Source organism: Roseivirga sp. (genome assembly GCF_034669765.1).
Classification (GTDB): domain Bacteria; phylum Bacteroidota; class Bacteroidia; order Cytophagales; family Cyclobacteriaceae; genus Roseivirga.
Genome location: NZ_JAXMOQ010000001.1, coordinates 478225 through 502362, shown reverse-complemented (window position 1 = coordinate 502362; position 24138 = coordinate 478225). Strand labels below are relative to the sequence as shown.

Here is a 24138-nt window from a genome sequence, read left to right as displayed (position 1 = left end):
GTTCTTGCTAAAAAGAGGGGGCAAATGTAAATAATTCTGAAGCCATTCGTGGCAAAAGAGTGTAAGCAATGAATAAATTAACCGACATTTAACCCAACTCTTTAATTGCTTTTATTGTTAGAGCATTTGTAGTGAAAAAAGAAAAAATTAGAATCGGCTTAAGGCGCGAAGCCTTTAATAAAATGGAGCAGATGCATCCGCATCAAATTATGCTCTATGTGGCTCTGATTGGCAGTTCGGTGCTTTTCCTCTTTTTGCTGGTTGCTTTTACAGCCAGCCAACCTGCGAATGGCAATTTCCTCAAAATTGAATTTCCTAAATTCTTTGTGGTAAGTACGGTATTGATGCTTCTTTCCAGTTTTTCGGTGTCCAAAATTATTCCTGCCTATGAAAAAGACGAGCTGGAAGAACTGAAAAAATGGTTGGGAATTACGTTTTTACTAGGTTTGGCTTTTGCCACCTCGCAGTTTTTAGGCTGGCGCGAACTTCAAGAAAATCAGATTTTATTTAGCGGTAGGCGTTCTGGCGCTTATCTCTATGTAATCACGGGCTTACATGTGGTGCATGTAGTGGCCATTTTACTCTACGTGGTTCGGTTGCTCGTCAAATGCAATAAGGTTTCGCTCGATGCCGTTCAAAGTTTGATCTATTGTACTACACCCTACCAGAAGATCAGATTCAAAATGCTGACAGACTTCTGGCATTTTGTAGATGTACTTTGGGTGCTGTTATTCTTCTATTTGCTGTTTAGTTTTTAAAAAAGAGGAAGGCCACAACGTAGTTGTAGCCTTCAAATTGACCAGGATATTGTTTCTGACTTTTGGGCTTAGTTAAAATTAATCTGTTTAATGTTTTCGTATTTCACGTAAGTGGGTTTTCCGCTTGAGTTGAAAACCAAAACGCCTTCATTTTCATCACTTACATCTCTACCCGAACCAAGGGTTAATTCTTTTCCACTTTTCAACACAATTCTTGCGTTATCGTAATTTCTTGGGCTGAAGGATTTGATGTTTTCAATTGGAATAAAGTATTCAATGTCATCATTTTCCCCTTGAATTATCTCGAAGTTGTATTCTTCATCTAGATCAAAAATGATCTCGCCAGAAAGGCTTTCTCCTTTGGTTGTTTCCACGGTTCCAGAGATTTTATTCACTGCGTAAGCAGAATATGCTTTTCCAGAATTGGGTGCATTTGTGAATTCAACACGCTTAAATTCTTTCCATGGAATATCTACTCTGCCGAAATCGGTACTTACGATAATTCCACCATTCGAATTGTCTACATCATTGGAGCCTCTCAAGTAAAGCTCTCTGCCTGATTTGGTTACCACATTACTGCCAGAGCGATCTCTTTCAATGGACTTAATATTGCCGAATTCGATTTTCATGTCGCCATCGCGGGTATCACCGTCAAGAACGTTGGTGGTATAGCGCTCATCGTGGTCCCACTGAACAAATCCAGTGATTGAACCCCCATAATATTCAACAGTTCCGTAGATAGGGTCACCAATTCTGCTGTTGAGTTTGCTTGGCGTATCCATAAATTCTATGGTTTCAATTCTACTCCAGTTGAATTTCATGCTTCCCAATTCTTGATCTAGAATGGTGATTGTACCGCCCATATCGTCCGAGCCGTCTTGAACAAAAACCCTATCTCCGTTGCGTAGCGTTAATTCTACTTCGGAACGTCTGTTAATGTCAATTTTGGAAATGTTGCCGAATTCAGTTCTGAATTCATGTGTGGTTTCCCAGCTGTTATTGCCCCAACTAATCGTGAAGCTGCCCCAGCTACTATTTCTTCTCCTTTGTTCGTCCCTTAAATCGTTTATTTCCTCTCTCGTCAGGTGACGGTAATTATCATTTTCTTCTTTATTTCCATTAAAATGGTCTGTCCAATAGCCCTCACCACGATCGCCCCAGCGCATTTGACCTGTGTAGCTTTTGCCATCAATGGTGGTGAGTTTTCCGTAGATGAATCCTTCATCTTGTGCATTGGCCGAAATAAATGGAGCCGCAATGAGCCCGAGAAATAGGGCAGATTTTGAAATAATTGATTTGATCATGGTTGTGTTGTTTGAGTTTGATTCTTTTGACGAATCAAAGATGCAGAATGACATCTTGCCAAGAAATGCCGATTGGCTCTAGCTAGTTATTCTTTGACCGAAACGGGAGGAGAACTTACTGAACTGGAATGATCTATTCCTGTTGGTTTATTGAAGCCAACTTTTGAAGCGTTATTTCAAGAAGGAATTGGGGTGGCTTTAGTTGTCTAACCACTGTTTGAAAAGGGGTGTCTTTTCCGAACTCACTACAATGTCTTCATCAATTTCTGGACTAAGGCTTAGTTTTACGCGGCCTTTGAAGTAAGGGTGAATGTCACTAACGGCATCGAAATGCACCAAAAATTTACGGTTTACCCTGAAGAACTGTTTAGGGTTGAGCATTTGATCTACTTCTTCCAGCGTGTTATCGATGATGTACTTTTGCTTTTCAAAAGTGACGATATAAGTAAGCTTATCGTGGGTATAGAAATAGGCGATTTTCTCGGTAGGAATGGCACGAATTCGCTGGCCAATCTTGGTGAGGAATCGTGATTTGTATTCTTTGTTCTGTTCGTTAATCAGTGCTTTGATTTGGCTAAGATCAAAGGCTGGAGAAGAAGAAATGGCGGATTGCTCTTTAATTTTTTCTAGCGCAGTGGCCAACTTTTCGCGCTGAATGGGTTTGAGCAAGTAATCCACACTATTTACCTCAAAGGCTTTAATCGCGTATTGATTGTAGGCTGTTGTAAAGATAACTTTACATTTTGGTTTGTGCTGTTCAAAAATTTCGAAGCTCGTTCCGTCAAGCAACTGAATGTCGCTGACAATGAAGTTGGGGTCTTCATTATTTTCGAACCAAAGCAAACCGGCCTCTACAGATCTGATGGTTCCTACGATTTCCAGTTCCGGTTTGAGTTCTTTTAGCAGTTCGATTAACCTTTCCGATGCCAGCCTTTCGTCTTCAATAATCAGTATTTTCATTCGCTTAGCTTTTAAGGTTAAATTTCAGAAATATTGATGAGAGGAACACGAACGATGAACGAGTTTGGGTTCTTAATTACCTCAACTTCCTTTGTAGTAAAGTAGGAATATCTACGCTTAATATTTTCCAAACCAGTTTGCCCACTGTTCGGCAGTTCAACCTTCTTTTCCTGCAGGTTATTTTTTACTGAGATATAGCCATTCTGACTTTCAACATGAATTTTTAGTGGGCGTAGTTCCGAAACTGTATTGTGCTTAATGCCATTCTCAATGAGCATTTGCAGGGTGAGTGGAGGTAAGTATAATGCTTCGTCTTTTTTATCTATGGCCATGCTCAGTTGAATGGTGTCTTCGAACCGAATTTCTAACAAATACATATAAGCACTAATGAAACTGAGCTCCTGTTTCAACTCCACCAATTCTTCGGAACTACTTTGGAGAATGATGCGATAGACTTCAGCAAACTTTTCCAGATAAGCCTGTGATTGCTTTTGGTCTTTAGAAATCAGCGAAGAAAGAATGTTAAGGTTGTTGAAAAGGAAATGCGGATCCAAGTGGTTTTTTAATGCATTAAGCTCTGCTTTGATCGATTCTTTCTGAAATTCTTCCGAAGCCAGTTGAGCATTTTTCCAGCGTTTCAAAAACTGAATTCCAAAATTGATTGAAATGATGGGCAACAGAATCAAAATTGATAATGCATTGATGGTCGCAATTTGACTTCCGACAGGAGGATCTTCTGTAAGGGTAATCTTGAACAGAAAATAACTTAGGTTGATAATGATTAAAGAAACTAACACGCCAATACTCAATTGAGAGTAAAAGCGCTTATTACCATGGGTTAACCAGGGAAGTTTTCTATCTAATGCTATGGTTAAGGTGCGATTGGCCAATAAGACCAACAACAAAACCGCAACAATGAGTCCGGCAGTTAGGTAAAGTTCGCGTGGTGCTGAAGTGGCGTAGAGAAAAACAAAAACGCCCACCACCAAACTGATGGCAATACTGTTTTGGATGATTTGACTACGACTGAATTTCAAAGCGTTTTACTCAATCAAAGATGATTTCGTCAATTTGTGACCAACGTATGTACGTTGGTTTGGCGTCTTTAGAAGTAAATATAAGCACTCCATCATTGTCTTCTGACACATCACGACTTTCACCCAGTAATAGCTCTTTGCCATTTCTCAGAATGACCATTGAGTAACTATAGTTCTTAGGAATGATGTTTTTCACATTTCGGAAGGGGATTTTGTAAACCACTCGGTCATCTTGGCCATCTAAAGTTTCATATTCCCAAGCTTCATCTAAGTCATAGGCAATAAGGCCGCTTATTTTTTCGCCATCTCTGTTAATCACGACTCCTCTTAAGCCTGTGGAGGATGGGAATTCACTATAAGAAGGTCCTTGATTCTTGCTTTCTATAATTTCCAGTTCTTCAAAATCGCGCCATGGTACCACGATTTGACCAATTTCCTTATCGTTGATTAAAACGCCAGCGTTTTCGCTGTTCACATCGTTCGAGCCCGTTAAAAAGAATTCCCTTCCTGATTGCAGTGTTACATCTACCCCATTTCTATTTTTGACAATTTTTGTAATCGACCTGAATGGAATGTTTTTATCTCCATCACGGTCTTCACCATTAAGAATATCTTCTAAGAAACGCTCATTGTGGTTATTGCCGCTTGTGCCTTGGTCCCATTGAATGGTGCCTTCAAAAGTACCTCTTCTGCCTGCTTTAACTTTTCCATAAATGGCTTCTCCAAAGAGTGTTTTCAGCTTTTTTCCGCTTTCTGAAAACTCAACTTTTTCTATTCTCGCCCAGTCTAGGTTTACTATGCCTAACTCTTCATCGTACACGCTCACACTCGCGCCCACATCTTCAAAACCATTACCACTGACTTCTACAATTACACCATTTTTTAAGGTGACTTGTGCTCGGCTTCTGCCCGTAGGTTTAATGCTTTTGATGTCACCAAAGCGGGAATCGAATTGGTGAGCCGTGCGGCTATATTTGTCGTCCCAAATACTCAATACTCCAAGGTCAATACCCAACCATGAGCTTCCGCCTTCTTGATCCGAAATCTGTTGTATTTCTTTTTTTGAAAGGAATTTTAAAAAATCGCTAGAGGTTTTTTGGGCATTAAAAAGGTCGACCCAATATACTTCATCACCTCCCCAGCGCAAGGCGCCTTGGTATTTATCGCCATTAATGGTTGTTACTTTTCCGTAGAGGTAAATGTTCTTTTCCTGTGACTTCGCTTCCGAAACAATAATCAACAAGCCCACCGCAATGCCAATGCAAAGCATCAACTTTCTCACCCTTCTCTCAACTCCATGTTGCAGACTATCCATGCAACAAACGTAATTTGAATTGTTGGTAGAAAAAACGTTTCCAGACTGTACTAGCATATTCAAACCCTGAATCGGGAAAAGCACCACTTCAAATAATTTCTATCTGGGAAAAGTAGAAGCGTCAATACCCGGTACCAAACGAATCGCATTCTTGTAATAGATCTTTTTCAGCACTTCGTCAGATAAGCCCAGGCCGTACATTTTCCAATAGGCGTGGTACTTTTTGTAGTAGGGAAAATACTCATCTTGAGTTTCAAGCACTCTAAAATAGGTGGCGTATTCCTCAGGGTTGTAGGCGTCTTTTCCAAATAGCACACGATCTTGGTATTTGGTGAGGAAGGTATTTGCTGCACGTGGTTGGCGACCCAACTCAGCGATTACCGCTCCGATTTCTACATTCATATTTGGCATTTCGTCCAGGAGTTTTCCTAAATGGGCTAAGTCGTTGCCATACCAACCTAAGTGTGCTGCAATGAATTGCGTTTTCTTATGCTTTTTGAAAACGTTGTGTTGTTCTTGAATCAAGGTTTCCCAAGGTACAGGGTCATTGTTTTCTCTTTTTCTACCTGGATGTGTTTTTAATTCCAACCATCTTTCATTCTCAGCATCAAAGGGCTCCCAAAATTGTTTTGGATCTGCGGTGTGAATCAGCACTGGAATGCCTAATTCACCACATTTAGCCCAAATGGGATCAAGCCTTGGATCGTCAACTGCTACGCGGTTTCCGTTAATATCTTTTACGGAGAAGCCCAAGCTTTTGAATATTTTCAAACCACGGGCTCCCGCATTATAATCTTGCTCTAGTAGCGCGGCAGCCTTTTCACCCCAACCTTTTTCCCCCACCTTATCGAAGGTTACATTCGCAAATACAATAAAGCGTTTGGGTTGATTGGCCTTGATGTTCTTTGTAGCGTCTGCAATTGATTGGCCACTTCCCCCACTCAGGTTTACCATTAGCCCCATATTGATTCCATCCATTTCGGCCGCAAGCGCATCTAAATCCTGTTGGCCCATTCGTCTCTGATGACTGTGGATATCGATAAAAGGAAATTTAGATCGAGTTAAAGGATGTTCCGGAACAACGAGTGATGATGGCGGATTATATCCTTCAAAGTCCATCGTTTGGGCAGTAACTGTGGCTCCTAAAAGTAGAGCAATGGAGCAGGCAATCAATTTGATTTTCATGGCTTAAGATAGTTTTTAGCTTAATCGAGGTAGAATATTAAAGGTTTTACGCTTGTGATCAAAATTGCAGCAGTTGCATAATATAGAATGAATTGCGCTTTTCTGAACTACAAAATGATTTTGGCGGTAGGAAGGGACATTGAATTTTGACTTAATTTGAAGGTATAAACAGAGGAAAAATGGAGATTTCTTTAAAAGGGAAAGTGATATTGGTAACCGGTGGCTCAAGAGGCATTGGTCGTGCACTTTCCAAACAGCTTTCAGATTCTGGCGCTGCCGTGGCGGTTCACTATAACTCAAATGAAGAACAAGCGCAGTCCATTCTGAAAGAGTTGAATTCCGATTGTCAGCTTTTTCAAGCCAACCTTTCTGATGCATCGGAAACCATAAACTTGTTTAAACAAGTAGTTGAGAAAATGAATGGTTTGGATGTGTTGATTAACAATGCTGGGGTTGCTATTTCTTCGGACTTAGTGAAAGCAGATGAAGACTGGTTAAGTGACTGGCAGTTTACAATGGGCGTGAACCTAAGAGGAACGGGACTTTTGTGCAAAAAAGCCATCGAGCATTTCTTGGCTAATGGCGGAGGAAGAATTATCAATATTTCATCTCGTGCTGCTTTTCGCGGAGACACTGCTGATTACTTGGCTTATGCGGCTTCGAAAGGTGGTGTGGTGGCGCTTACGCGTTCCATAGCTCGGGCTTACGGAAAAAATGAAATCAAAGCATTTACTATTGCGCCTGGTTTTGTTCGAACCGACATGGCACAAGATTTTATGGACCAATACGGAGAGGGTTTTGCCCTTGATGATATTGCGTTGAACCAATTGACCGAGCCGAAGGATTTGGCACCCTTGGTTACGTTGATGGCCAGTGGGTTAATGGACCATGCAACGGGATGTACCATTGATGTGAATGCCGCTAGTTATGTGCATTAACGAGTGAATAATATTTCAATAGTAAAGTTTGTTTTACGTTTTGAGAGTAAAAACTGGTAGTTGTGCTTTTCTATTACCTGCTTCGCAATCTGTAAACCAAGCCCCATTCCTTTCTGTAGCGAATCGATATTTTCGGCAATTCCATTTTGAATATGTAAGGTAAGCATCTCGTTTTGTTCAGAGATTTCAACGGAAACGGGTTGCTTGCTCGCTCCATATTTTCGGATGTTATCGAAGAGGTTGACCAATACACCTTCAAGTTTTTCTCTATCTGCATTTATTGTTAAATCTTCAGGATTGGCATTGATGGAAAGCTTGATGTCGAAATTCTTTGTAGACAAAGTTGGGCGCATTCTTTCCAGCATGTCATAAATCAAATCGTCTAATCTGAAATCGGATCTGCGCAACACGAGCGTTTCAGATTTGAGTTGACTCATGAGCAAAAAATCTTGGACAATGTTCTTTAGCCTAATCACTTCTTCGCGTAAGCTATTGAGCGTTTCCTGACTCAGTTCTTTTTCAGACGAACCCATTCGGTACTCCAATTCAGACTGCATATTGGCCAAAGGCGTTCGCAGTTCATGGGCGGCCATAGCGAAAAATTGATTCTGGCTACGAATGGAAGTTTCAATTCTTGAAATCATTTCGTTCATCGTAGCTGAAAGCTGAGTGATTTCGTCATTGGCAGAAGAAACAGGCAAACGATCCATTTGAGGCGAGGCTTTTACACTTTGGGCCTTGGCAATTAACTTTTGCAATGGTGCTAAAGTGAAATGAGCAATTAAAACAGCAGCGATAAATGCAATCAGGGCTGCACCCAAGTTGGCAAAGATCAGTCTGGATTTTAAGGCTGAAATTTCATTATAAACTACCTGATTGTTTTTAGCCAGGACCAAACTGATTTGTGCGCCTGTGCTTTCATCCAAAGGCCTTCGGGCAATGCAATAAGTAAACGAATCAATCTTAATGAATTCCATCAGTGAAACCCGTTCGCCTGAAGATGGTTGTTCTATTTCTACAAAAACGGAAGAGAATATTTCTGGGAAATCGGGCCGCTCATAGACCATCTGGCTTTCGAACATGTTGCCAAACCAAAGCTGAATGGGCTGATCTTCTTGCGTAACGGGGATTTGCGTCAGCTCATCATCTACTCCGTTCAAAATACTCAGGGCTTCAATTTTTCCGCCATTCTGAAAAGCATTGATGAGGCTGGTTCGGATGGATTGGAAAAGGGAATAATTAAAAGCGAGCGAAATGCCTAAAAAGACAACAAAGAAGGCCGCAGCAATCTTAAATCGAATACTTTTGAAAAATTGAATCTGCGGCAAGCTTAACTTTTTACGAGTTCACCTTGAATTTTATAGCCGTAACCTACTTGGGTTTCTATCAACTTGGGCTCAAACTCAAAGTCTATTTTTTTTCTGAGTTGATGCATATGCACTTCCACCACATTGCTTCCTCGATCGAAATTAATGTTCCAGATTTTCTGGGTAATCTCTGATTTGGAGAGCACGCGATTGGTGTTGCTCAACAGCAGTTCTAAGATAGAGAACTCTCGCTTACTTAACTCGATTAATTGATCGGCTCGGGTAACTTCGCGTTTGATCAAATCTACTTTGAGGTCTTTTACCTGAAGAATTGAAGCCCGTGTTGAACCGAATTTTCTTTGCACATTTCTTACCCTGGCCTTTAACTCTTCAAAATCGAAGGGTTTTTTGATGTAATCAATGGCGCCTAAATCCAGCCCCTTGATTACATGTTCGCTTTCATTTAAAGCACTCATAAAAATAATGGGCGTATGAATGGAAAACTCACGCATGTTTTTCAGGACCTCAAAACCACTTTGCCCCGGGAGCATAATGTCCAAAAGGATCAGGTCGAAGTCGTTGGTGGCTGCCGTTTCTAATGCTTCGCTTCCATTGGTTTCATGTGCAACAGAATAGCCTTCTTCTTCTAAGCCCTTTACTAAAAAATTACCCAGCTTAACTTCGTCTTCTATTAAGAGAATTTTCATAGGGTTCCAGCTAGGTTTACTTGGTCTTTAAAAGTTGTTCCGTCTACAGTGATTTTGGAAGGGATAAAAATACTGTAGCCCAATTTATTAATTTCCCCCTCAAGCCCGTTTCTTTTCCAACCTTCAATCTTAATCGTTTTGCCCTCTTTAATTAGTTTTGAAACAGAAGAAGCAATACGAGAACTGATTTTAATGTAAAACTTATCGTCCAAAACGATTCCTCTTAAAATATCATCTTTGTTCACCAGTTCTAAGTTAATGCTCGTAACCACTCCACTGATTTCTTCTGGGTCAGATTGGTAGCTTTCTTCTCCACTAGCAAAACCATTATTTAAGCGGAGCGTGTCTTTTTTAGTACAAAGTGCATAAAGAAAATTATAGTGTTCACTTCTGAAATAGCCGTTGCTTGTGCGGTTACGATAGAAAAGTGAAAGCTCTTCGTTTTTGTTCTTATCAACAAAATCACCAATTGCTTGCGCATCGTTTTCACTGAATCGATAAGTAATCTTCTCACTTTCAGACTGCGTTTCTAGAAAAGAAATTAGTCCAAGTTCATTTGAAATAAGATGATTGGCAGTACCCGTTTTTTGATCTAAAAACATAGAAATTTGACCAAATGAAGGCATAACGGAGCTACCATACTTAGTTTGGATAATCATACCAGATGCCATTTGCAGTGTATTCTTGCTTTTTATAAAGGAGCCAGGGACGTAATTTTTAACAGGACGGACATAGCTAACAAAATTTGATTCTAAATGATCCTCATTGTTCGAGATAGACTTATCAACGAGCAAACTATCTCCGTTTCCTAGGAATAGTAGGTATTCACGACCTTTTATTTTTGTACTGCTCAATACTTTAGCCGCTATCACTGTTTCAAAAGTTTGACTATTTCTTATTCCTGTTTTATTTGTATCAATGCTATTTTGGTCAATTAAAAAGGTGTTGTTTTTTGTTTTTACCTCAAGCAAATAACCTATTCCCGAAACCTTTTTTTTCAGTTCTTTCTCCGCAGTTTTTGTTGAGGTCGTTTTATATGGAACCTTTTCTAAAAACTCTTGGTCTCCGCTCACCCTAATTTCAACAGTTTCATTTGAATCAATAAGCGGCTTAATTATTAATCCATTTTTAGCAGGAAATGTCAGGTTTAATAAATCTCCATTTTCTTTCTGGAAAATAGCGCCAATCAAATAGCTCTCTATAGCTCTGTAACCGTAAACTGACTTTATAAATTTTCCGCCATAGGTAACTTCAATATGTTTAGACTTATCATTAAAGCGTTTTGCATAATCGAGTATTTCAGGAGAAACTTCTTGGCCAGCTACTGATATAGAGAGAAGTAGTGCTAAGAGTAAAAAAGTAAATCGTTTTTTCATAGTCTTAAATTTCTTCGAACCTATAACACTCGTATTAAAACTAGCTTAAATTCAGATTAATATTCCTTAATTTCATAATATGAAAAAACGCTGCGCATGGTGCGATAACACCTTTGATCTTTATGAGAAATACCACGATGAAGAATGGGGCGTGCCTGTGCATGATGATAAAACTCATTTTGAGTTTTTGATTCTAGAAGGCGCACAAGCAGGTTTAAGTTGGTCAACCGTTTTGAAAAAGAGAGAAGGCTATCGCCAACTATTTGCTGATTTTAATGTGGAGTCCGTTGCGGAGTTTACACCAGATGAAGTAGAAATTATGCTTCAAAACCCAGCTATTATTCGAAACCGACTGAAGGTGGCTGGGGCGGTAATCAACGCGAAGAAATTTATAGAGGTGCAAAAAGAATTCGGTTCCTTCGATAAATATATTTGGTCCTTTGTGGGCGGAAAACCCATTGTGAATGCTAGGGAGAACATGAAGCAAGTGCCTGCTACTACACCAGAGTCAGATGCGCTGAGCAAAGATTTGAAAAAACGAGGGTTTAAATTTGTCGGCAGTACAATAATGTACGCTTACATGCAGGCCTGCGGTTTGGTGATGGATCACACCAAAGATTGCTTTCGATATAAGGCTTTAGGCGGAAAGTAGAAACTATTTGGCCACGCCCAATACAATGGTTTTCCTTGGAATTTTTATCAACCACATTCCAACTTCTTTACCTTCTGCTACCATGGCCGAAGTATAAAGCACAAAGTGAGTGTCTTCTAAAAACTGTACGTTTGCGGGTGATTTAATATCGTTTTGACTGTTGTATTGATAGGCTTCGTAAATGGCCTTTTCCTTCCCTTTTAGCGTGTTTTCTTCGTTAAAAGCTAAGCCAACAATCTCAGCAATGTTATTCTCTATGGGAGTTAAGATTACTTTTTCACCGTCCATCGTAAAACTTAATGTGGCGGAAAGACTATCGCCCATTGCCATTGCGGTTTCAATAATTTCAGCATCAGAAACGATCTGAATCTCTTGGCTTTTCATATCTTGAAGTGCTTTTTTGGTATCCACCTTCTGGTTGGAGCAATTGAAAGCGAAAAGAGCGAGAATTACGATGCTTAGCTTTTTCATAAAATAAAATATTTACTCAGTTGGGTGTAAAATTAACAGCCTTGTCAATTGTTTGTTAATTTTGAGGATTAATTCGCATAAATATGATTGACAAGCTAGAGACACTCAAAGCAAGATTCGAAGAAGTAGGTCAGCTCCTTTTACAGCCTGATGCCATGACAGACATGAAGCATTACTCTAAACTGAACAAGGAATACAAGGACCTAGAGAAGATTGTGGTTGTCTATGACGAATATGTCAACGTGACTGAAAATATAGAATCGTCTAAAGAGCTCCTAAAAACCGAGAAGGATGAGGAGTTTCGTGAGATGGCCAAAATGGAAATTAATGAACTGGCCGAGCGAAAAGAGGAGATAGAAGAAGAGCTGAAAGTAATGCTTATTCCTAAAGATCCAGACGACTCTAAAGATGTAATTGTGGAAATTAGAGCAGGAGCTGGTGGAGATGAAGCGGCAATTTTCGCAGGCGATTTATACCGCATGTATGATCGCTATATTGAAAATAAAGGATGGAAAAAGGATTTGATCAATATCAACGAGGCGTCATCAGGTGGTTTTAAAGAAATTACTTTTGGTGTTTCTGGCGAAGATGTTTACGGAGCATTAAAGTTTGAATCGGGTGTACACCGTGTACAGCGAGTGCCTGTAACCGAATCTCAAGGGCGAGTGCATACTTCAGCCGCTTCGGTGGCAGTTTTACCCGAAGTAGAAGATATTGACGTGAACCTCGATATGAAGGATGTTCGAAAGGATACTTACCGTTCTTCAGGCGCGGGTGGACAGCACGTAAACAAAACGGAATCTGCAGTTCGATTAACACACATTCCAACTGGAATTGTGGTAGAGTGTCAGGATGGACGTTCTCAGCACAAGAACTTCGATAAGGCGTTGAGCGTTTTACGTTCTCGGATGTATGATATTGAGCTGAAGAAGCAGGAAGCGGAACAGGCTGGAAAGCGTAAGTCTTTGGTAGGAAGTGCAGATAGATCGGATAAAATTAGAACTTATAATTATCCTCAGGGTCGGGTTACGGATCACAGAATTGGGTATTCTCAGCACAATTTGCCTACAGTGATGGATGGCGAAATTGGGGAGTTTGTAGAGCGACTAAGAATGGCAGAAGCTTCTGATAAAATGGCCCAAGACAGTATGGTTTAACTATTTCGCTTGGTAATCCATCGGTTCAAGTTCGAACAAACGGTTTACAGAAGTATTGAAAATCTCAGAAATTTTAAGTGCAAGCGTGGTGGAAGGAGTGTACTTACCTCGCTCTATGGCGTTGATGCTTTGTCGAGATACTCCCGCAAGGCCGGCCAGTTGTTCCTGAGTTATCTTTTTTCGCTTTCGCTCTTCGCGGAGTGTGTTTTTCATTTTGATTCCAATTCTTACGTAAAACTAGAACGATAAGCCCTTTTAACGGGCTTTTAATTAGTTAAGTTTATATTACATTTTTGTCTCAAAAACGAAGGGAATGTTACAAGGCTGTTAAAAATTCGTGAACAGTTTCTTAACATTGGCATTTTGATTTATCTTTGCACTCCAAAATAAAAGAAGAAACTATGTTATTCGACCCACCAATTGCATCTGGCGCAAATACCTTTATTTGGATTGTTGTAATTCTTATTGGCTTTGTTGCTGCTTTGAGCCAGCACGATGCGATTTTTAAAGGAAAGAAGAAGAAAGAAGAAGAGCATTAAGCTTTTCCTCCTCCCTTTTCTCTTATTTGATCAGTCAATCTTTTGATTGATTCTTAATCACATGCTTTTGGCTAGTAAACGCTAGCCATCACCTCTGTTGCTTTTTCCTGAATTAAGGCCCAAGCGTTCTCTACGTGTTTGGCTTCTAGATTTGTATTTCCAAAAGCCAAGCGCAACGAAAATTTATTGTTCAGCTTGGTTTGAGCAAAGAAAACCTTTCCAGTAGCATTCACCCTGTTCATTATTTCTTCATTCAAGCTATCCAGCTTTTCTTCGCTAATATTTGGAGCGAATCTAAAGCAAAGTGTATTTAGCGGAACTGGTGCTAGAAGCTCAAAATCGGTGTGATTTTCAATTTCAGTTTTCAGCCATTGGCCAAGTGCAATATGCTTTCTAATTTTAGCTTGAATACCTTCAACACCCATTTCACGAATCACAAACCAGAGTTTAAGTGCCCTGAACCTTCTACCTAAAGGCACGCCCCAATCACGGTAATTCTTCACTTCATCGTCTACTGAAGTTTTTAAGTAATCGGGCGAAATGGAGAAAGTATTGATCAAAGCACGCGGATCTTTGACGTAATAAGCCGTACAGTCAAAATTGGTAAACATCCATTTGTGAGGGTTGAAAACAAAGGAATCGGCCAATTCAACACCCTCTGCCATCCAGCGCATTTCAGGCAAAACCAAAGCAGTGCCCGCATAAGCCGCGTCTACATGGTGCCAAATATCATAGGCTTGGCAAATTTTGCTAATGGCCATAATTGGGTCGATGGCCGTTGTGCTGGTAGTGCCTATGGCGGATACTACACAAAGTGGTTTTTTTCCTTCTGAAATGTCTTTTTTGATCAATGCCTCTAAATGAGCAGGATCTAAAGCAAAGGCCTCATCTACATTTACTTTGCGAAGGTTATTCGAACCAATACCTGCAATTTTGACTGCCTTATCAATGGAAGAGTGAATTTGGTTTGAAGCGTATACCACATACTGCTCAGATCCCGAAAAGCCATCTTCATTCACTTTATAACCTGAAGCTTTTTCACGGGCAGTGAGAATGGCGCAAAGCGTGGCGGTAGAAGCGGTATCTTGAATTACACCCGTAAAATGCTTTGGCAAGGCCAGCATTTCTTTCATCCATTCCATCATTTGTTCTTCCAGCTCGGCTGCCGCTGGCGAAGTGAGCCAAATCATGCATTGTGCACCTAAAGTAGCGGTCAGCATTTCACCCAAAATGGAAGGCATACTTTTATTGCCTGGGAAGTAGGCCATGAAGTTGGGGCTCTCCCAATGGGTCATTCCAGGCACAATTTGCTGCTTGAAATCGGCAAAAATGGCCTCAAACTGCTCCGACTGCTCAGGAGGGAGTTTTGGAAACTGCTTTTTTATATCACCCGGTTTTACATCGGGTAAAACAGGATACTCTTCTACGTTTTGTAGGTAATCGGCCATCCAGTCCACAAGGCTGTGGGCGTGTCGCCTGAAAGATTCATTGTCCATTTAGTTACGTTTATCAGCCATATTGTCCGAAAACAAAGTTAGCATATATCTTGTAGGCCTAAGAACGTACTTTAATCTAAAGCACTAAAAATTATGAAAACGAAATGGATTGTTTTAATCGTTGTTGCCCTAGTGGTTCTCATCGGTTACTCTACTTTTAAAGGATCTTATAACGGAATGGTTCAACGCGAAGAAAGCATCAGCGGTGCATGGGCGCAAGTTGAAAACCAATACCAAAGAAGATCGGACCTTATCCCCAACTTGGTAAACACAGTAAAAGGCTATGCCGATTTTGAGCAAGAGACTCTAACAGGTGTTATCGAAGCGAGGGCCAAAGCTACTTCGGTGAGCATCAACCCAGAAAACTTAAGCCCGGATGCCATTACCCAATTTGAGCAAGCACAACAAGGCGTGAGTTCAGCTTTGAGCAGACTTTTGGTTACGGTAGAACGCTACCCTGATTTGAAAGCCAGCACTCAGTTTAGCCAACTTCAAGTTCAATTAGAAGGCACAGAGAACAGAATTTCTGTAGAAAGAAGAAATTTCAATACAGCAGTTCAAGGATATAATACTTTTATCAAAACCTTTCCTAAAAACATCATTGCGGGTATGTTTGGTTTTGAGCAGAAAGGATACTTTGAAGCGAACCCAGGGTCTGATGTAGCACCAGAAGTAACTTTTGACTAATGGCTGAGGATTTATTCAGTAGCGACCAGAAAAAGCGGATCAAAGCGGCAATTCAGGAAGCTGAATTGAACACCAGCGGAGAGGTTCGGGTACATTTAGAAAACCATTGCAAAACGGAAAATGTACTCGATAGGGCATCACAAATGTTTTCCAAAATGGAAATGCATAAAACGGATGCTAGAAATGGCGTATTGATTTACATGGCGGTGAAAGATCACCGCTTTGCCATTATTGGTGATGCTGGCATTAACCAAAAAGTGGGTGACGATTTTTGGGATACCACCAAGGATAAAATGCTGGCCCATTTCAAAAACGAAAAACTCACTACGGGTTTGGTGGAAGGAATTCTTTGTGCGGGCGAAAAGCTAAAGGAGCATTTCCCTTACCAAAAGGACGACAAAAACGAACTGTCAGACGACATCTCATTCGGAAAAAATTAATATGCGATACTTACTTACCATAGCCTTAATCTTCAGTCAAGCACTTGCTTTTGCTCAGGGAATTCCGGATAAGCCGAGCCCAATGCGGTTGGTGAATGACTTTACAGGCACAACCTTATCGACTGCTGAAGCCAATACGCTTGAGCAAAAACTCTTGAATTATGAAGACACTACTTCGACCCAGGTGGCGATTCTTATTGTGGAATCACTGGATGGATATGAGGTAGTTGATTTTGCCCAGCAGACGGGACAAAAATGGGGTATTGGTCAGCGAGAAAAAGAGAATGGTGTTTTCATAGTGGTGGCAATTGATGACCGTAAAGCGGCAATTGTAACGGGTTACGGTATGGAAGGCTCCATTACCGATGCTGCAACCTATACCATTCGTGAAGATTATATGAATCCTAGGTTTGCGGAAGGGAATTTTTACCAAGGTTTAGATGACGCCACAACGGTGATCTTTAAACTTGCTTCTGGAGAATATACTTCTGATGATGTAGCGAGCGGAAGAACTGGAGATGGTGGTGGAGGTTTTCCATTCTTTACCTTATTCATTGTTTTCTTCTTTATCATTCCGGCTTTGGTTGGAAAAAGAAGAGGGAATAGTCATGGTACCCGAGGTATTCCATGGTGGGCTTGGCTTATGATGGGTAGCGGAGGTGGAAACCATAACGACAAATGGGATAATTTCCGTGGAGGCGGTGGTTCCTTTGGTGGAGGATCTGGCTTCGGTGGTGGAGGCGGATTTGGCGGTTTCGGAGGTGGAAGCTTCGGAGGCGGTGGTTCTGGTGGAAGCTGGTAAACCTAATTCACTTAAAAAGATATTTGAACCCCTTTCAAGAAATTGGAAGGGGTTTTTTGTTTGAAAAATCGGTTTTTAAAGGCTGTCTCGTCATGAAATAGGTTGAAAAGCTTAAAACTGCACATCTACACTCCAACACCTCAATACACAAACACCTCAATACTTCAGCACCTCTTTCAACTTACTATGCCCACTGCGGCTTACTGGCAATTGAGCACCAGTTTTTAGGCTGAGTAAATAAGAATCCTTTTCGTAGAGCTCCAGCTTTTCGATGTGCTTAATCGAGACAATGTGAGAACGATGCACACGAATAAAATCACCAGAGGGCAGATTGTCTTCCAGGTGTTTCATGCGCATCAATTTCAAAAATTTTCCTTGGTCTGAATGAATGGCTACGTAATCATCCTGTGCCTCGAAATGTGCAATTTGATCCAGACCTAGGATATGGATTTTGTTGCCAGTTTTTACCACCAAACGATCAATACCTTCCGAAAGCTCTTCACGTTTTTCCGTTAAGGTCTCAATTTCTTTTTGAGCAGAAGTTTTGGTTTGAATTTTATCAATTGCCTTTTGTACCGCTCCTTTAAAGCGCTCTTCGGCATAAGGTTTTAGCAAATAATCTGTGGCGTTCATTTCAAAAGCTTTGATTGCATATTGATCAAAAGCGGTACTGAAAATTACCACAGGAGGTTTTTCTATTAATTCCAGCATTTCAAAACCTGTGATTTTTGGCATTTGAATGTCCAGAAAAAGTAAATCGGGTTGATGTTCCTGAATGGCCTTTAAACCCTGAAAACCATCACCGCATTCTGCAATCAATTCCACTTGAGCAAAGTTTTGCAAATAGGCCTTGATGATATCGCGGGCTAATTTTTCATCGTCAACTATTATGGCTTTGATCATTTTTCGCTGGGTTGAGGAATGTCTAAACGGACGGTAAACAGGTTTTCGTTGGTTTCAGTGAACACCAATTTCGGCACACCATAGATGACGCGCAAACGTTCACGCACATTTTTAAGTCCAATGCCCTTGCCTTTTCTGCTCACGGCTTTTGGGTCGAATTCGTTGGTCATGGAAACGCGCAGAATGTCTTTTTCAGTTTTGGCCTTTACCCGAATGGTCACATCTTCCAAACTTTCATAAATTCCATGTTTAACTGCATTTTCAATTAAAGGCTGAAGAATAAGGTTGGGCAAGGTATGGTTTAAAGACTCAATATCAATTTCAGTTTCTACCTTAAGTCGGTCTCCAAAACGCACTTTCTCAATTTCTAAATAGAGCATTAGGTTGGCTATTTCTTCTTCCAAAGTATTCAACTGATGGTTTTCTTTCCCCAGAGAATAGCGGAGGAAATCGGAAAGCTTAACCACCATTTCTCGTGCTTGGCTGGGGGCTGTAATGGTGAGCGAGGCAACTGAATTAAGACTGTTGAAAATAAAATGCGGATTGATTTGGGATTTCAGCATCTCCAACTCCGACTCTTTCAGCATCGTTTCTAACTGGGCATGTTGTTGTCCTCTATCTCTTAAGTCATCATAATATTTTATGAGGTGATACACCAAAATAAGTACAGCATAGTAGAGTAGCCCTAAACCCGATCGCCAAACGATAGAGCTATTCAAGTAAATCAAAGATTCTTCAGTTTGCGGCAACACGTTTTTTAAAATGGTAATGGTGATAAAAACGCCAGCAGCTACAGAGAGTGCAGCAGCAGCCAAATGACTTACGATAAGGTTGAGGATTTGAGAAGAATCGAAGGAATTATACCGTACTACGAACCAAAAGGCCAAGCCCAACCCATAGAAAGTACCATTAAAAATGAAGCTATCAATGTTCGCTTCTTTAGTACTGAAATCGTAAAAATAGCCAAGACTGAGCCCAAACAGAATGGCAACAAACAGCCATACTGCGGTATAAAAAATGATGCCTTTGTTCTTTAGAAAGGGGTGGTTCATAAAAATCTAAACGAAAGGAAAATTAGTGATTTCTTCTAAGGCTTTGGCAAAAAAAGAAAAAGAGTATTGAAACAAGAGCGACCAACTCTATCTCAATACTCTAGATTTAAGCTACCGTTTTTACTTTACCTCGCCTCCACCAAAAAGCACCAATCCTTTTACTACTAGTTCTTTTCCGTTGTTGGCTTCATTTTCAGTGATCACTTTTCTTTCGTCTGAAAAGCCTCCGAAAATGGCAGTTACCTGTACTTTCACATTCATGTCGGACGGAACTCTAATTTCGGTTCCACCAAACAATACAAATACATCCAAAATATTCGTGCCGCTGGCAAGTTCTGCGTTTAGAAGGTTTATATCTGTGCCTCCGAATATCGTAGTCAACTTTCCTCCCCTAAACTGTTTCGAGGTAACTTTTCTTTCTGCTCCACAGAAAATGGCGATTTCATCTACGCTGTCTAATTCTGATTCACCATTTTTTTTTTCCTCATGTCCGCCTTTATCCATGTTTCTTCTGAAAAGAAGAGATGCACCGATAATGATGAAGATGACAGGCCAGAATTCGAAGATGTCTACGAATCTATACCTATATACATCCTGAACTAAGAATGCTATCCCAATGGCTACAAACGTTAAGCCTAGGCCTACTTTTTCTCTTACTGTGGCAATTAAAATACCGATAAGGATCATAATAGAATACCATTCGGTAAAGTACCAGGGAAGGCGAATGTTGAGAACATCAATGTTATCCAAGGTCCAAAGAGAACCGATGACAAGAAATAACGCTCCGACTATATACCTTTTACTAGCTGATTGTGACATAATTTTTTTGGTTAAATGCAGGCAGAAAATTTTCTGCCTGCCGTGGTTGTTGTTTTGAGTAATTGTTGTTGTTGAATTGACCGGTGTTTTTTGACCTTTGGGCTTGAAACACATTCAAATGTACGTGGGATTAGGCTGTTATTGTTGGCGGAATTCGGTGAACGAACGCCTGAACTCGGTAAACGCGCAATGTTTTCGACCATTTCATTTAGCAGTTTTAAATAATCGGTGAATAACATCACCGAATTACTTTCTAACTAGTGGTTCATTGCCTAATTTTGAATTGAATAAAATCTTATCACATGGAATATAGAATAGAAAAGGATACCATGGGGGACGTTAAAGTTCCTGCGGACAAGTATTGGGGAGCCCAAACGGAGCGCTCAAGAAACAATTTTAAAATTGGTCCAGAAGCCAGCATGCCTCTAGAAGTGATTTATGGTTTTGCCTACCTTAAAAAAGCTGCAGCCCATACCAATCATGCTTTGGGTGTTTTGGCTGTAGAAAAGTGCGACCTTATTTCTAAAGTGTGCGATGAGATTTTAGAAGGAAAACACGATGACCAATTTCCTTTGGTGATTTGGCAAACTGGTTCGGGCACGCAGTCAAATATGAATGTGAATGAAGTGGTGGCCAACCGAGCGCATGTAATTGCTGGCCATAAACTGGGAGAAGGAAAAACAGAAGTTCACCCGAATGACGATGTGAACAAGTCGCAGTCGTCTAATGATACTTACCCAACAGGCATGCATATAGCAGCCTACAAAATGATTGTGGAAACCACCATTCCAGGAGTGGAAATGTTGAGGGATACGCTTCAGGCCAAATCTCAAGAGTTCATGAAAGTGGTGAAAATTGGCCGTACACACTTAATGGACGCCACACCACTTACATTAGGACAAGAGTTTTCAGGCTATGTTTCTCAATTAAACCATGGCCTGAAAGCCTTGAAAAATACTTTAGAACACCTTTCGGAATTGGCCTTGGGTGGTACCGCAGTAGGAACGGGTATTAATACGCCCGAAGGTTATTCAGAATTGGTAGCGGAAAAAATCGCTGAGTTCACGGGTCACCCTTTTATTACGGCTGAAAATAAATTCGAAGCACTAGCGGCTCACGATGCATTGGTAGAAACCCACGGAGCGCTCAAGCAGATGTCAGTTTCTCTAAACAAAATTGCCAATGACATCAGAATGTTGGCTTCAGGCCCTCGTTCTGGAATAGGCGAAATTATCATTCCTTCAAACGAACCAGGTTCTTCTATTATGCCGGGCAAAGTAAATCCAACGCAATGCGAAGCCATGACTATGGTTTGTGCTCAAGTAATGGGTAATGATGTTGCGGTTTCAGTAGGGGGTGCACAAGGCCATTATGAGTTGAATGTTTTCAAACCAATGATGGCATACAATGTGTTACAGTCTGCACGTTTAATTGGAGATGCTTGTGTTTCTTTCACTGAAAACTGCGCTGTTGGCATTGAGCCTAATTATAAAAGCATTCAGCAACACGTAAACAATTCATTGATGTTGGTTACCGCCTTAAACACCAAAATAGGGTATGAAAAAGCGGCAAAAATAGCGAAAACTGCTCATGAAAATGGAACTACCTTAAAGCAAGAAGCTGTCAATTTGGGCTACTTAACAGCCGATGAGTTTGACGAATGGGTAAGGCCAGAAGATATGATCGGAAGTTTGAAAAGCTGACATTAAAGTTATAATTTGTCATTGAATGGGTTTCACTCAAATAAAACAAAGATAAGATGAAAGCTTCTAAAGTATTTTTCACGCTTTTACTGGGCATATTTATTGCCTCAGCCGCCATTGGTCAAGAAATGACCAAGGCCGAAAAGAAGGCCTTCAAAAAAGAGATGAAGGTTTGGAAGAAAATGAAAAAATCTATGTCTCCTGAGGAGTTCAAGGCACTTTCCGAGGAACACCGTAAATTAAAAACCGCCAACGCGGGAGCTTTGAGTGATATTCAAACGCTTGAAACCCAATTGAGTGGTAAGGATGGTCAGATTGGTGATTTGCAGAAACAAGTTGCCAGAATGCAAGCGTCTTATCAAGCATCTCAAAAGGAAGTAGAGAACCTAAAGGCTCAAATTGACAGTCGTCCTGCGTATAATCCAGAGATCGTCAACGGTGAGGATTTTAGTGTGGGTGTTGTGTTTAAAGTCCAAGTGGGTGCTTTCAGAAAGGTAGATTTGAAGAAATATGCAGATACAGCAAAGGACTTTGCAGAAGAAGGAGAGGAACTTAGAAAGTATGTCATTGGTAACTTTAGAAACTATGAAGACGCCAACGTTCTTAAAAGATACCTAAGAGAAATGGGTGTTGAAGATGCTTGGATCGTGCCTTACAGAGATGGCAAAAGAGTTCCGCTTATAGAGGTACTCCCTACTGCGGAAAAAACGAAGTAAACTTTTATAACATTAGATATTTAGCAGTGCTTTATTTAATAAAGCACTGCTTTTTTATACCCTTTAGGTTCAATATTTACTATTTTTATACATGCAAAAGAGGTGGTTAATTAATGAAGAAGCGCACGGAGAACTGGTACAGTCGCTTCAAGAAAACCTCGGAATCAGTGAAAATCTAGCTTTTCTTTTTGCTCAAAAAGGAATTAAAAATTATGAAGAGGCAAAGGCCTACTTCAGGCCTCAATTAGATCAATTGCATGATCCCTTTCTAATGAAAGATATGGATCGTGCAGTGGATAGACTTTCCAGCGCCTTAGATAACGGAGAAAAGATTCTTGTCTATGGCGATTACGATGTGGACGGAACTACTTCAGTAGCCACTTTTTATGGTTTTCTTTCAGAAACCCATAATACGCTTGAGTTTTATATTCCAGATAGATATAAAGAAGGCTATGGCGTTTCAAAAACTGGAATTGAATATGCCATTGAGAACGACTTTCAGCTTATTGTTACTTTAGATTGTGGTATTAAGGCACATGATAGAGTTAATCAAGCACAGGCAGCGGGTATAGACGTTATTATTTGTGACCACCATACGCCTAGTGATGAATTGCCAGCGGCTTATGCAGTGTTGGACCCCAAGAGAACGGATTGTGAATATCCTTATAAAGAACTTTCGGGTTGTGGGGTCGGTTTTAAGCTTTTGCAGGCCTATTGCCAAAGAAAAGAAATGTCGCAAGATGCCCTTTTTCAGTACCTCGACCTATTGGCGGTGAGCATTGCTTCCGATATTGTTCCCATTACAGGCGAAAACCGAGTACTCACTTATTTTGGACTTAAAAAGCTGAATCAAGACCCTAGGCCAGGGCTAAAGGCACTGGTAGACCTTTGTAAGAACAGAAATGACTTTACTGTTTCCAGTATAGTTTTTGGCATTGGGCCAAGAATTAATGCTGCTGGACGAATGGATCATGCCAGGGCATCTGTAAAGCTACTTTTGGCAAAAACCGAGGAAGATGCAGACGCTAAAGCATCATTGATCAATGATAAGAATGATGCGCGTAGAGATTTCGATAACACAATTACGGAGGAGGCATTGTTGATGATTCAGTCGGATGAGGTGCTGCTAAACGCAAAGTCAACCGTCTTGTATAAAGAAGATTGGCACAAAGGTGTGATAGGAATTGTGGCTTCACGCTGTATCGAAAAACACTATCGCCCTACCGTGATTTTAACGGAATCGAATGGCAAAGTAACTGGTTCAGCGCGCTCAGTGATGGGTTTTGATGTTTACAATGCTATTACTGAATGTGCTTACTTGCTTGATCAATATGGTGGTCATATGTATGCTGCTGGCGTTACTATGGAAATTGAAAACGTGGAGGCTTTTCAGAAAAAATTTGAAAGCGTAGTTGCCAATACCATCACCGAAGAGCAACTCGTACCAGCCATTAAAATTGATTTGGTTATTTTTCTTGATGACATCCATTTCAAGTTTTATGAAACCCTCAAGCAAATGGGGCCTTTTGGTCCACAAAACATGCAACCTGTGTTTGTTTCTGAAAATGTGCATGCTGAGAACGCCAAAGTGCTTAAAGAGCAACACCTTAAGTTTACAGTAAAGCAAGAAGGTACCAGTGGTTCAATTGATGCCATAGGTTTTGGTTTGGGCGAATATTACGATTTGGTAAATTCTGGCATGAAATTTCACATGGCCTATACCATTGAAGAGAATGATTTTAGGGGGCATAAGAGCCTTCAACTCTTCATTAAGGATATTAAGTTTGAATGATTATTCTATTTTTGCCATTCCA

General features: G+C 40.5%; 25 protein-coding genes. 11 read left to right on the top strand and 14 right to left on the bottom strand.

The window, feature by feature from the left end; translation table 11 throughout:
- Window positions 1–131: 131 nt before the first annotated feature.
- On the top strand, window positions 132–758 hold the full coding sequence (locus VOI17_RS02195) for a cytochrome c oxidase subunit 3 (protein WP_323755597.1): 627 nt from the start codon (window positions 132–134) through the stop codon (window positions 756–758).
- A 68-nt stretch (window positions 759–826) separates the two neighbouring features.
- On the opposite strand, the gene VOI17_RS02190 is transcribed toward VOI17_RS02195, so the two are convergent.
- The 5 genes from VOI17_RS02190 to VOI17_RS02170 form a co-directional block, all read right to left on the bottom strand.
- A complete protein-coding gene (locus VOI17_RS02190; protein ID WP_323755596.1) occupies window positions 827–2062 on the bottom strand; it encodes a hypothetical protein in 1236 nt (411 codons plus the stop codon).
- 198 nt (window positions 2063–2260) lie between these two features.
- Window positions 2261–3022, bottom strand: coding sequence for a LytTR family DNA-binding domain-containing protein (locus tag VOI17_RS02185; protein ID WP_323755595.1), 762 nt, complete (start codon window positions 3020–3022; stop codon window positions 2261–2263).
- 17 nt (window positions 3023–3039) lie between these two features.
- The gene (locus tag VOI17_RS02180) at window positions 3040–4059 is read right to left on the bottom strand and encodes a sensor histidine kinase (RefSeq protein ID WP_323755594.1); all 1020 of its coding nucleotides are present in this window, start codon (window positions 4057–4059) and stop codon (window positions 3040–3042) included.
- A gap of 10 nt (window positions 4060–4069) precedes the next feature.
- Entirely contained in the window at window positions 4070–5374 is a 1305-nt protein-coding gene (locus VOI17_RS02175; RefSeq protein WP_323755593.1) for a hypothetical protein, read from the bottom strand.
- 99 nt (window positions 5375–5473) lie between these two features.
- On the bottom strand, window positions 5474–6559 hold the full coding sequence (locus tag VOI17_RS02170) for an amidohydrolase family protein (protein ID WP_323755592.1): 1086 nt from the start codon (window positions 6557–6559) through the stop codon (window positions 5474–5476).
- 179 nt (window positions 6560–6738) lie between these two features.
- Here VOI17_RS02170 and VOI17_RS02165 point away from each other — a divergent pair, with 179 nt between their 5' ends.
- Window positions 6739–7497 carry an SDR family NAD(P)-dependent oxidoreductase gene (locus VOI17_RS02165; protein ID WP_323755591.1) on the top strand — a complete coding sequence of 253 codons (759 nt, stop codon included), beginning with the start codon at window positions 6739–6741 and terminating at the stop codon, window positions 7495–7497.
- Here the strand turns inward: VOI17_RS02165 and VOI17_RS02160 are convergent.
- The 3 genes from VOI17_RS02160 to VOI17_RS02150 are packed head-to-tail and all read right to left on the bottom strand — an operon-like array spanning window position 7494 to window position 10887.
- Entirely contained in the window at window positions 7494–8825 is a 1332-nt protein-coding gene (locus VOI17_RS02160) for a HAMP domain-containing sensor histidine kinase (protein ID WP_323755590.1), read from the bottom strand. The genes VOI17_RS02165 and VOI17_RS02160 overlap by 4 nt on opposite strands.
- 2 nt (window positions 8826–8827) lie before the next feature.
- Window positions 8828–9511 (bottom strand): response regulator transcription factor, encoded by a 684-nt coding sequence (locus VOI17_RS02155; RefSeq protein WP_068410863.1) that lies wholly within the window; start codon window positions 9509–9511, stop codon window positions 8828–8830.
- Complete coding sequence (locus tag VOI17_RS02150; RefSeq protein ID WP_323755589.1) at window positions 9508–10887, bottom strand: hypothetical protein; 1380 nt, start codon at window positions 10885–10887, stop codon at window positions 9508–9510. The genes VOI17_RS02155 and VOI17_RS02150 overlap by 4 nt, the downstream gene beginning before the upstream one ends.
- 79 nt (window positions 10888–10966) lie before the next feature.
- On the opposite strand from VOI17_RS02150, the gene VOI17_RS02145 reads away from it, so the two are divergent.
- Window positions 10967–11539 carry a DNA-3-methyladenine glycosylase I gene (locus VOI17_RS02145; RefSeq protein WP_323755588.1) on the top strand — a complete coding sequence of 191 codons (573 nt, stop codon included), beginning with the start codon at window positions 10967–10969 and terminating at the stop codon, window positions 11537–11539.
- 3 nt (window positions 11540–11542) lie between these two features.
- On the opposite strand, the gene VOI17_RS02140 is transcribed toward VOI17_RS02145, so the two are convergent.
- Entirely contained in the window at window positions 11543–12010 is a 468-nt protein-coding gene (locus VOI17_RS02140; protein WP_323755587.1) for a hypothetical protein, read from the bottom strand.
- Window positions 12011–12093: 83 nt separating this feature from the next.
- On the opposite strand from VOI17_RS02140, the gene prfA reads away from it, so the two are divergent.
- Window positions 12094–13167, top strand: a complete 1074-nt coding sequence (gene prfA / locus VOI17_RS02135; RefSeq protein WP_323755586.1) for a peptide chain release factor 1 — start codon at window positions 12094–12096, stop codon at window positions 13165–13167.
- Here prfA and VOI17_RS02130 read toward each other — a convergent pair whose 3' ends face one another.
- Window positions 13168–13380, bottom strand: a complete 213-nt coding sequence (locus tag VOI17_RS02130) for a helix-turn-helix transcriptional regulator (RefSeq protein ID WP_323755585.1) — start codon at window positions 13378–13380, stop codon at window positions 13168–13170.
- Between the two features lie 188 nt (window positions 13381–13568).
- Between VOI17_RS02130 and VOI17_RS02125 the strand changes: the two genes are divergently transcribed.
- Entirely contained in the window at window positions 13569–13706 is a 138-nt protein-coding gene (locus VOI17_RS02125; protein WP_157716040.1) for a hypothetical protein, read from the top strand.
- Window positions 13707–13777: 71 nt separating this feature from the next.
- Here VOI17_RS02125 and VOI17_RS02120 read toward each other — a convergent pair whose 3' ends face one another.
- Window positions 13778–15202, bottom strand: coding sequence for a pyridoxal phosphate-dependent decarboxylase family protein (locus VOI17_RS02120; RefSeq protein WP_323755584.1), 1425 nt, complete (start codon window positions 15200–15202; stop codon window positions 13778–13780).
- Between the two features lie 93 nt (window positions 15203–15295).
- On the opposite strand from VOI17_RS02120, the gene VOI17_RS02115 reads away from it, so the two are divergent.
- From VOI17_RS02115 to VOI17_RS02105, 3 genes are read left to right on the top strand one after another with little or no spacing between them, the layout of a single operon-like run.
- Window positions 15296–15889, top strand: a complete 594-nt coding sequence (locus VOI17_RS02115) for a LemA family protein (protein ID WP_323755583.1) — start codon at window positions 15296–15298, stop codon at window positions 15887–15889.
- On the top strand, window positions 15889–16329 hold the full coding sequence (locus tag VOI17_RS02110; RefSeq protein ID WP_323755582.1) for a TPM domain-containing protein: 441 nt from the start codon (window positions 15889–15891) through the stop codon (window positions 16327–16329). Before VOI17_RS02115 ends, VOI17_RS02110 begins: the two co-directional genes overlap by 1 nt.
- 1 nt (window position 16330) lies before the next feature.
- The gene (locus tag VOI17_RS02105) at window positions 16331–17131 is read left to right on the top strand and encodes a TPM domain-containing protein (RefSeq protein ID WP_323755581.1); all 801 of its coding nucleotides are present in this window, start codon (window positions 16331–16333) and stop codon (window positions 17129–17131) included.
- Between the two features lie 156 nt (window positions 17132–17287).
- On the opposite strand, the gene VOI17_RS02100 is transcribed toward VOI17_RS02105, so the two are convergent.
- The 3 genes from VOI17_RS02100 to VOI17_RS02090 all read right to left on the bottom strand — a co-directional run bounded on the left by VOI17_RS02100 (window position 17288) and on the right by VOI17_RS02090 (window position 19905).
- Complete coding sequence (locus VOI17_RS02100) at window positions 17288–18034, bottom strand: LytR/AlgR family response regulator transcription factor (protein WP_323755580.1); 747 nt, start codon at window positions 18032–18034, stop codon at window positions 17288–17290.
- The gene (locus VOI17_RS02095; RefSeq protein ID WP_323755579.1) at window positions 18031–19086 is read right to left on the bottom strand and encodes a sensor histidine kinase; all 1056 of its coding nucleotides are present in this window, start codon (window positions 19084–19086) and stop codon (window positions 18031–18033) included. Before VOI17_RS02095 ends, VOI17_RS02100 begins: the two co-directional genes overlap by 4 nt.
- Before the next feature lie 120 nt (window positions 19087–19206).
- Window positions 19207–19905, bottom strand: a complete 699-nt coding sequence (locus VOI17_RS02090; protein ID WP_323755578.1) for a LiaF transmembrane domain-containing protein — start codon at window positions 19903–19905, stop codon at window positions 19207–19209.
- A gap of 302 nt (window positions 19906–20207) precedes the next feature.
- Here VOI17_RS02090 and fumC point away from each other — a divergent pair, with 302 nt between their 5' ends.
- From fumC to recJ, 3 genes are all read left to right on the top strand, one after another.
- Window positions 20208–21608 (top strand): class II fumarate hydratase, encoded by a 1401-nt coding sequence (gene fumC, locus VOI17_RS02085; protein ID WP_323755577.1) that lies wholly within the window; start codon window positions 20208–20210, stop codon window positions 21606–21608.
- Between the two features lie 56 nt (window positions 21609–21664).
- Window positions 21665–22324, top strand: coding sequence for a hypothetical protein (locus VOI17_RS02080; RefSeq protein WP_323755576.1), 660 nt, complete (start codon window positions 21665–21667; stop codon window positions 22322–22324).
- Window positions 22325–22415: 91 nt separating this feature from the next.
- Window positions 22416–24116: a single-stranded-DNA-specific exonuclease RecJ gene (gene recJ / locus VOI17_RS02075; protein ID WP_323755575.1), complete on the top strand. Its 1701-nt coding sequence runs from the start codon at window positions 22416–22418 to the stop codon at window positions 24114–24116.
- Window positions 24117–24138 lie beyond the last annotated feature (22 nt).

What these genes read in the sequence shown, in the direction of transcription:
- VOI17_RS02190 (WP_323755596.1), bottom strand. Translation starts at nt 2,062, where the DNA reads ATGATCAAATCAATTATTTCAAAATCTGCCCTATTTCTCGGGCTCATT.
- VOI17_RS02185 (WP_323755595.1), bottom strand. Translation starts at nt 3,022, where the DNA reads ATGAAAATACTGATTATTGAAGACGAAAGGCTGGCATCGGAAAGGTTA.
- VOI17_RS02175 (WP_323755593.1), bottom strand. Translation starts at nt 5,374, where the DNA reads ATGGATAGTCTGCAACATGGAGTTGAGAGAAGGGTGAGAAAGTTGATG.
- VOI17_RS02170 (WP_323755592.1), bottom strand. Translation starts at nt 6,559, where the DNA reads ATGAAAATCAAATTGATTGCCTGCTCCATTGCTCTACTTTTAGGAGCC.
- VOI17_RS02165 (WP_323755591.1), top strand. Translation starts at nt 6,739, where the DNA reads ATGGAGATTTCTTTAAAAGGGAAAGTGATATTGGTAACCGGTGGCTCA.
- VOI17_RS02155 (WP_068410863.1), bottom strand. Translation starts at nt 9,511, where the DNA reads ATGAAAATTCTCTTAATAGAAGACGAAGTTAAGCTGGGTAATTTTTTA.
- VOI17_RS02150 (WP_323755589.1), bottom strand. Translation starts at nt 10,887, where the DNA reads ATGAAAAAACGATTTACTTTTTTACTCTTAGCACTACTTCTCTCTATA.
- VOI17_RS02145 (WP_323755588.1), top strand. Translation starts at nt 10,967, where the DNA reads ATGAAAAAACGCTGCGCATGGTGCGATAACACCTTTGATCTTTATGAG.
- VOI17_RS02140 (WP_323755587.1), bottom strand. Translation starts at nt 12,010, where the DNA reads ATGAAAAAGCTAAGCATCGTAATTCTCGCTCTTTTCGCTTTCAATTGC.
- prfA (WP_323755586.1), top strand. Translation starts at nt 12,094, where the DNA reads ATGATTGACAAGCTAGAGACACTCAAAGCAAGATTCGAAGAAGTAGGT.
- VOI17_RS02130 (WP_323755585.1), bottom strand. Translation starts at nt 13,380, where the DNA reads ATGAAAAACACACTCCGCGAAGAGCGAAAGCGAAAAAAGATAACTCAG.
- VOI17_RS02125 (WP_157716040.1), top strand. Translation starts at nt 13,569, where the DNA reads ATGTTATTCGACCCACCAATTGCATCTGGCGCAAATACCTTTATTTGG.
- VOI17_RS02120 (WP_323755584.1), bottom strand. Translation starts at nt 15,202, where the DNA reads ATGGACAATGAATCTTTCAGGCGACACGCCCACAGCCTTGTGGACTGG.
- VOI17_RS02115 (WP_323755583.1), top strand. Translation starts at nt 15,296, where the DNA reads ATGAAAACGAAATGGATTGTTTTAATCGTTGTTGCCCTAGTGGTTCTC.
- VOI17_RS02110 (WP_323755582.1), top strand. Translation starts at nt 15,889, where the DNA reads ATGGCTGAGGATTTATTCAGTAGCGACCAGAAAAAGCGGATCAAAGCG.
- VOI17_RS02105 (WP_323755581.1), top strand. Translation starts at nt 16,331, where the DNA reads ATGCGATACTTACTTACCATAGCCTTAATCTTCAGTCAAGCACTTGCT.
- VOI17_RS02100 (WP_323755580.1), bottom strand. Translation starts at nt 18,034, where the DNA reads ATGATCAAAGCCATAATAGTTGACGATGAAAAATTAGCCCGCGATATC.
- VOI17_RS02095 (WP_323755579.1), bottom strand. Translation starts at nt 19,086, where the DNA reads ATGAACCACCCCTTTCTAAAGAACAAAGGCATCATTTTTTATACCGCA.
- VOI17_RS02090 (WP_323755578.1), bottom strand. Translation starts at nt 19,905, where the DNA reads ATGTCACAATCAGCTAGTAAAAGGTATATAGTCGGAGCGTTATTTCTT.
- fumC (WP_323755577.1), top strand. Translation starts at nt 20,208, where the DNA reads ATGGAATATAGAATAGAAAAGGATACCATGGGGGACGTTAAAGTTCCT.
- VOI17_RS02080 (WP_323755576.1), top strand. Translation starts at nt 21,665, where the DNA reads ATGAAAGCTTCTAAAGTATTTTTCACGCTTTTACTGGGCATATTTATT.
- recJ (WP_323755575.1), top strand. Translation starts at nt 22,416, where the DNA reads ATGCAAAAGAGGTGGTTAATTAATGAAGAAGCGCACGGAGAACTGGTA.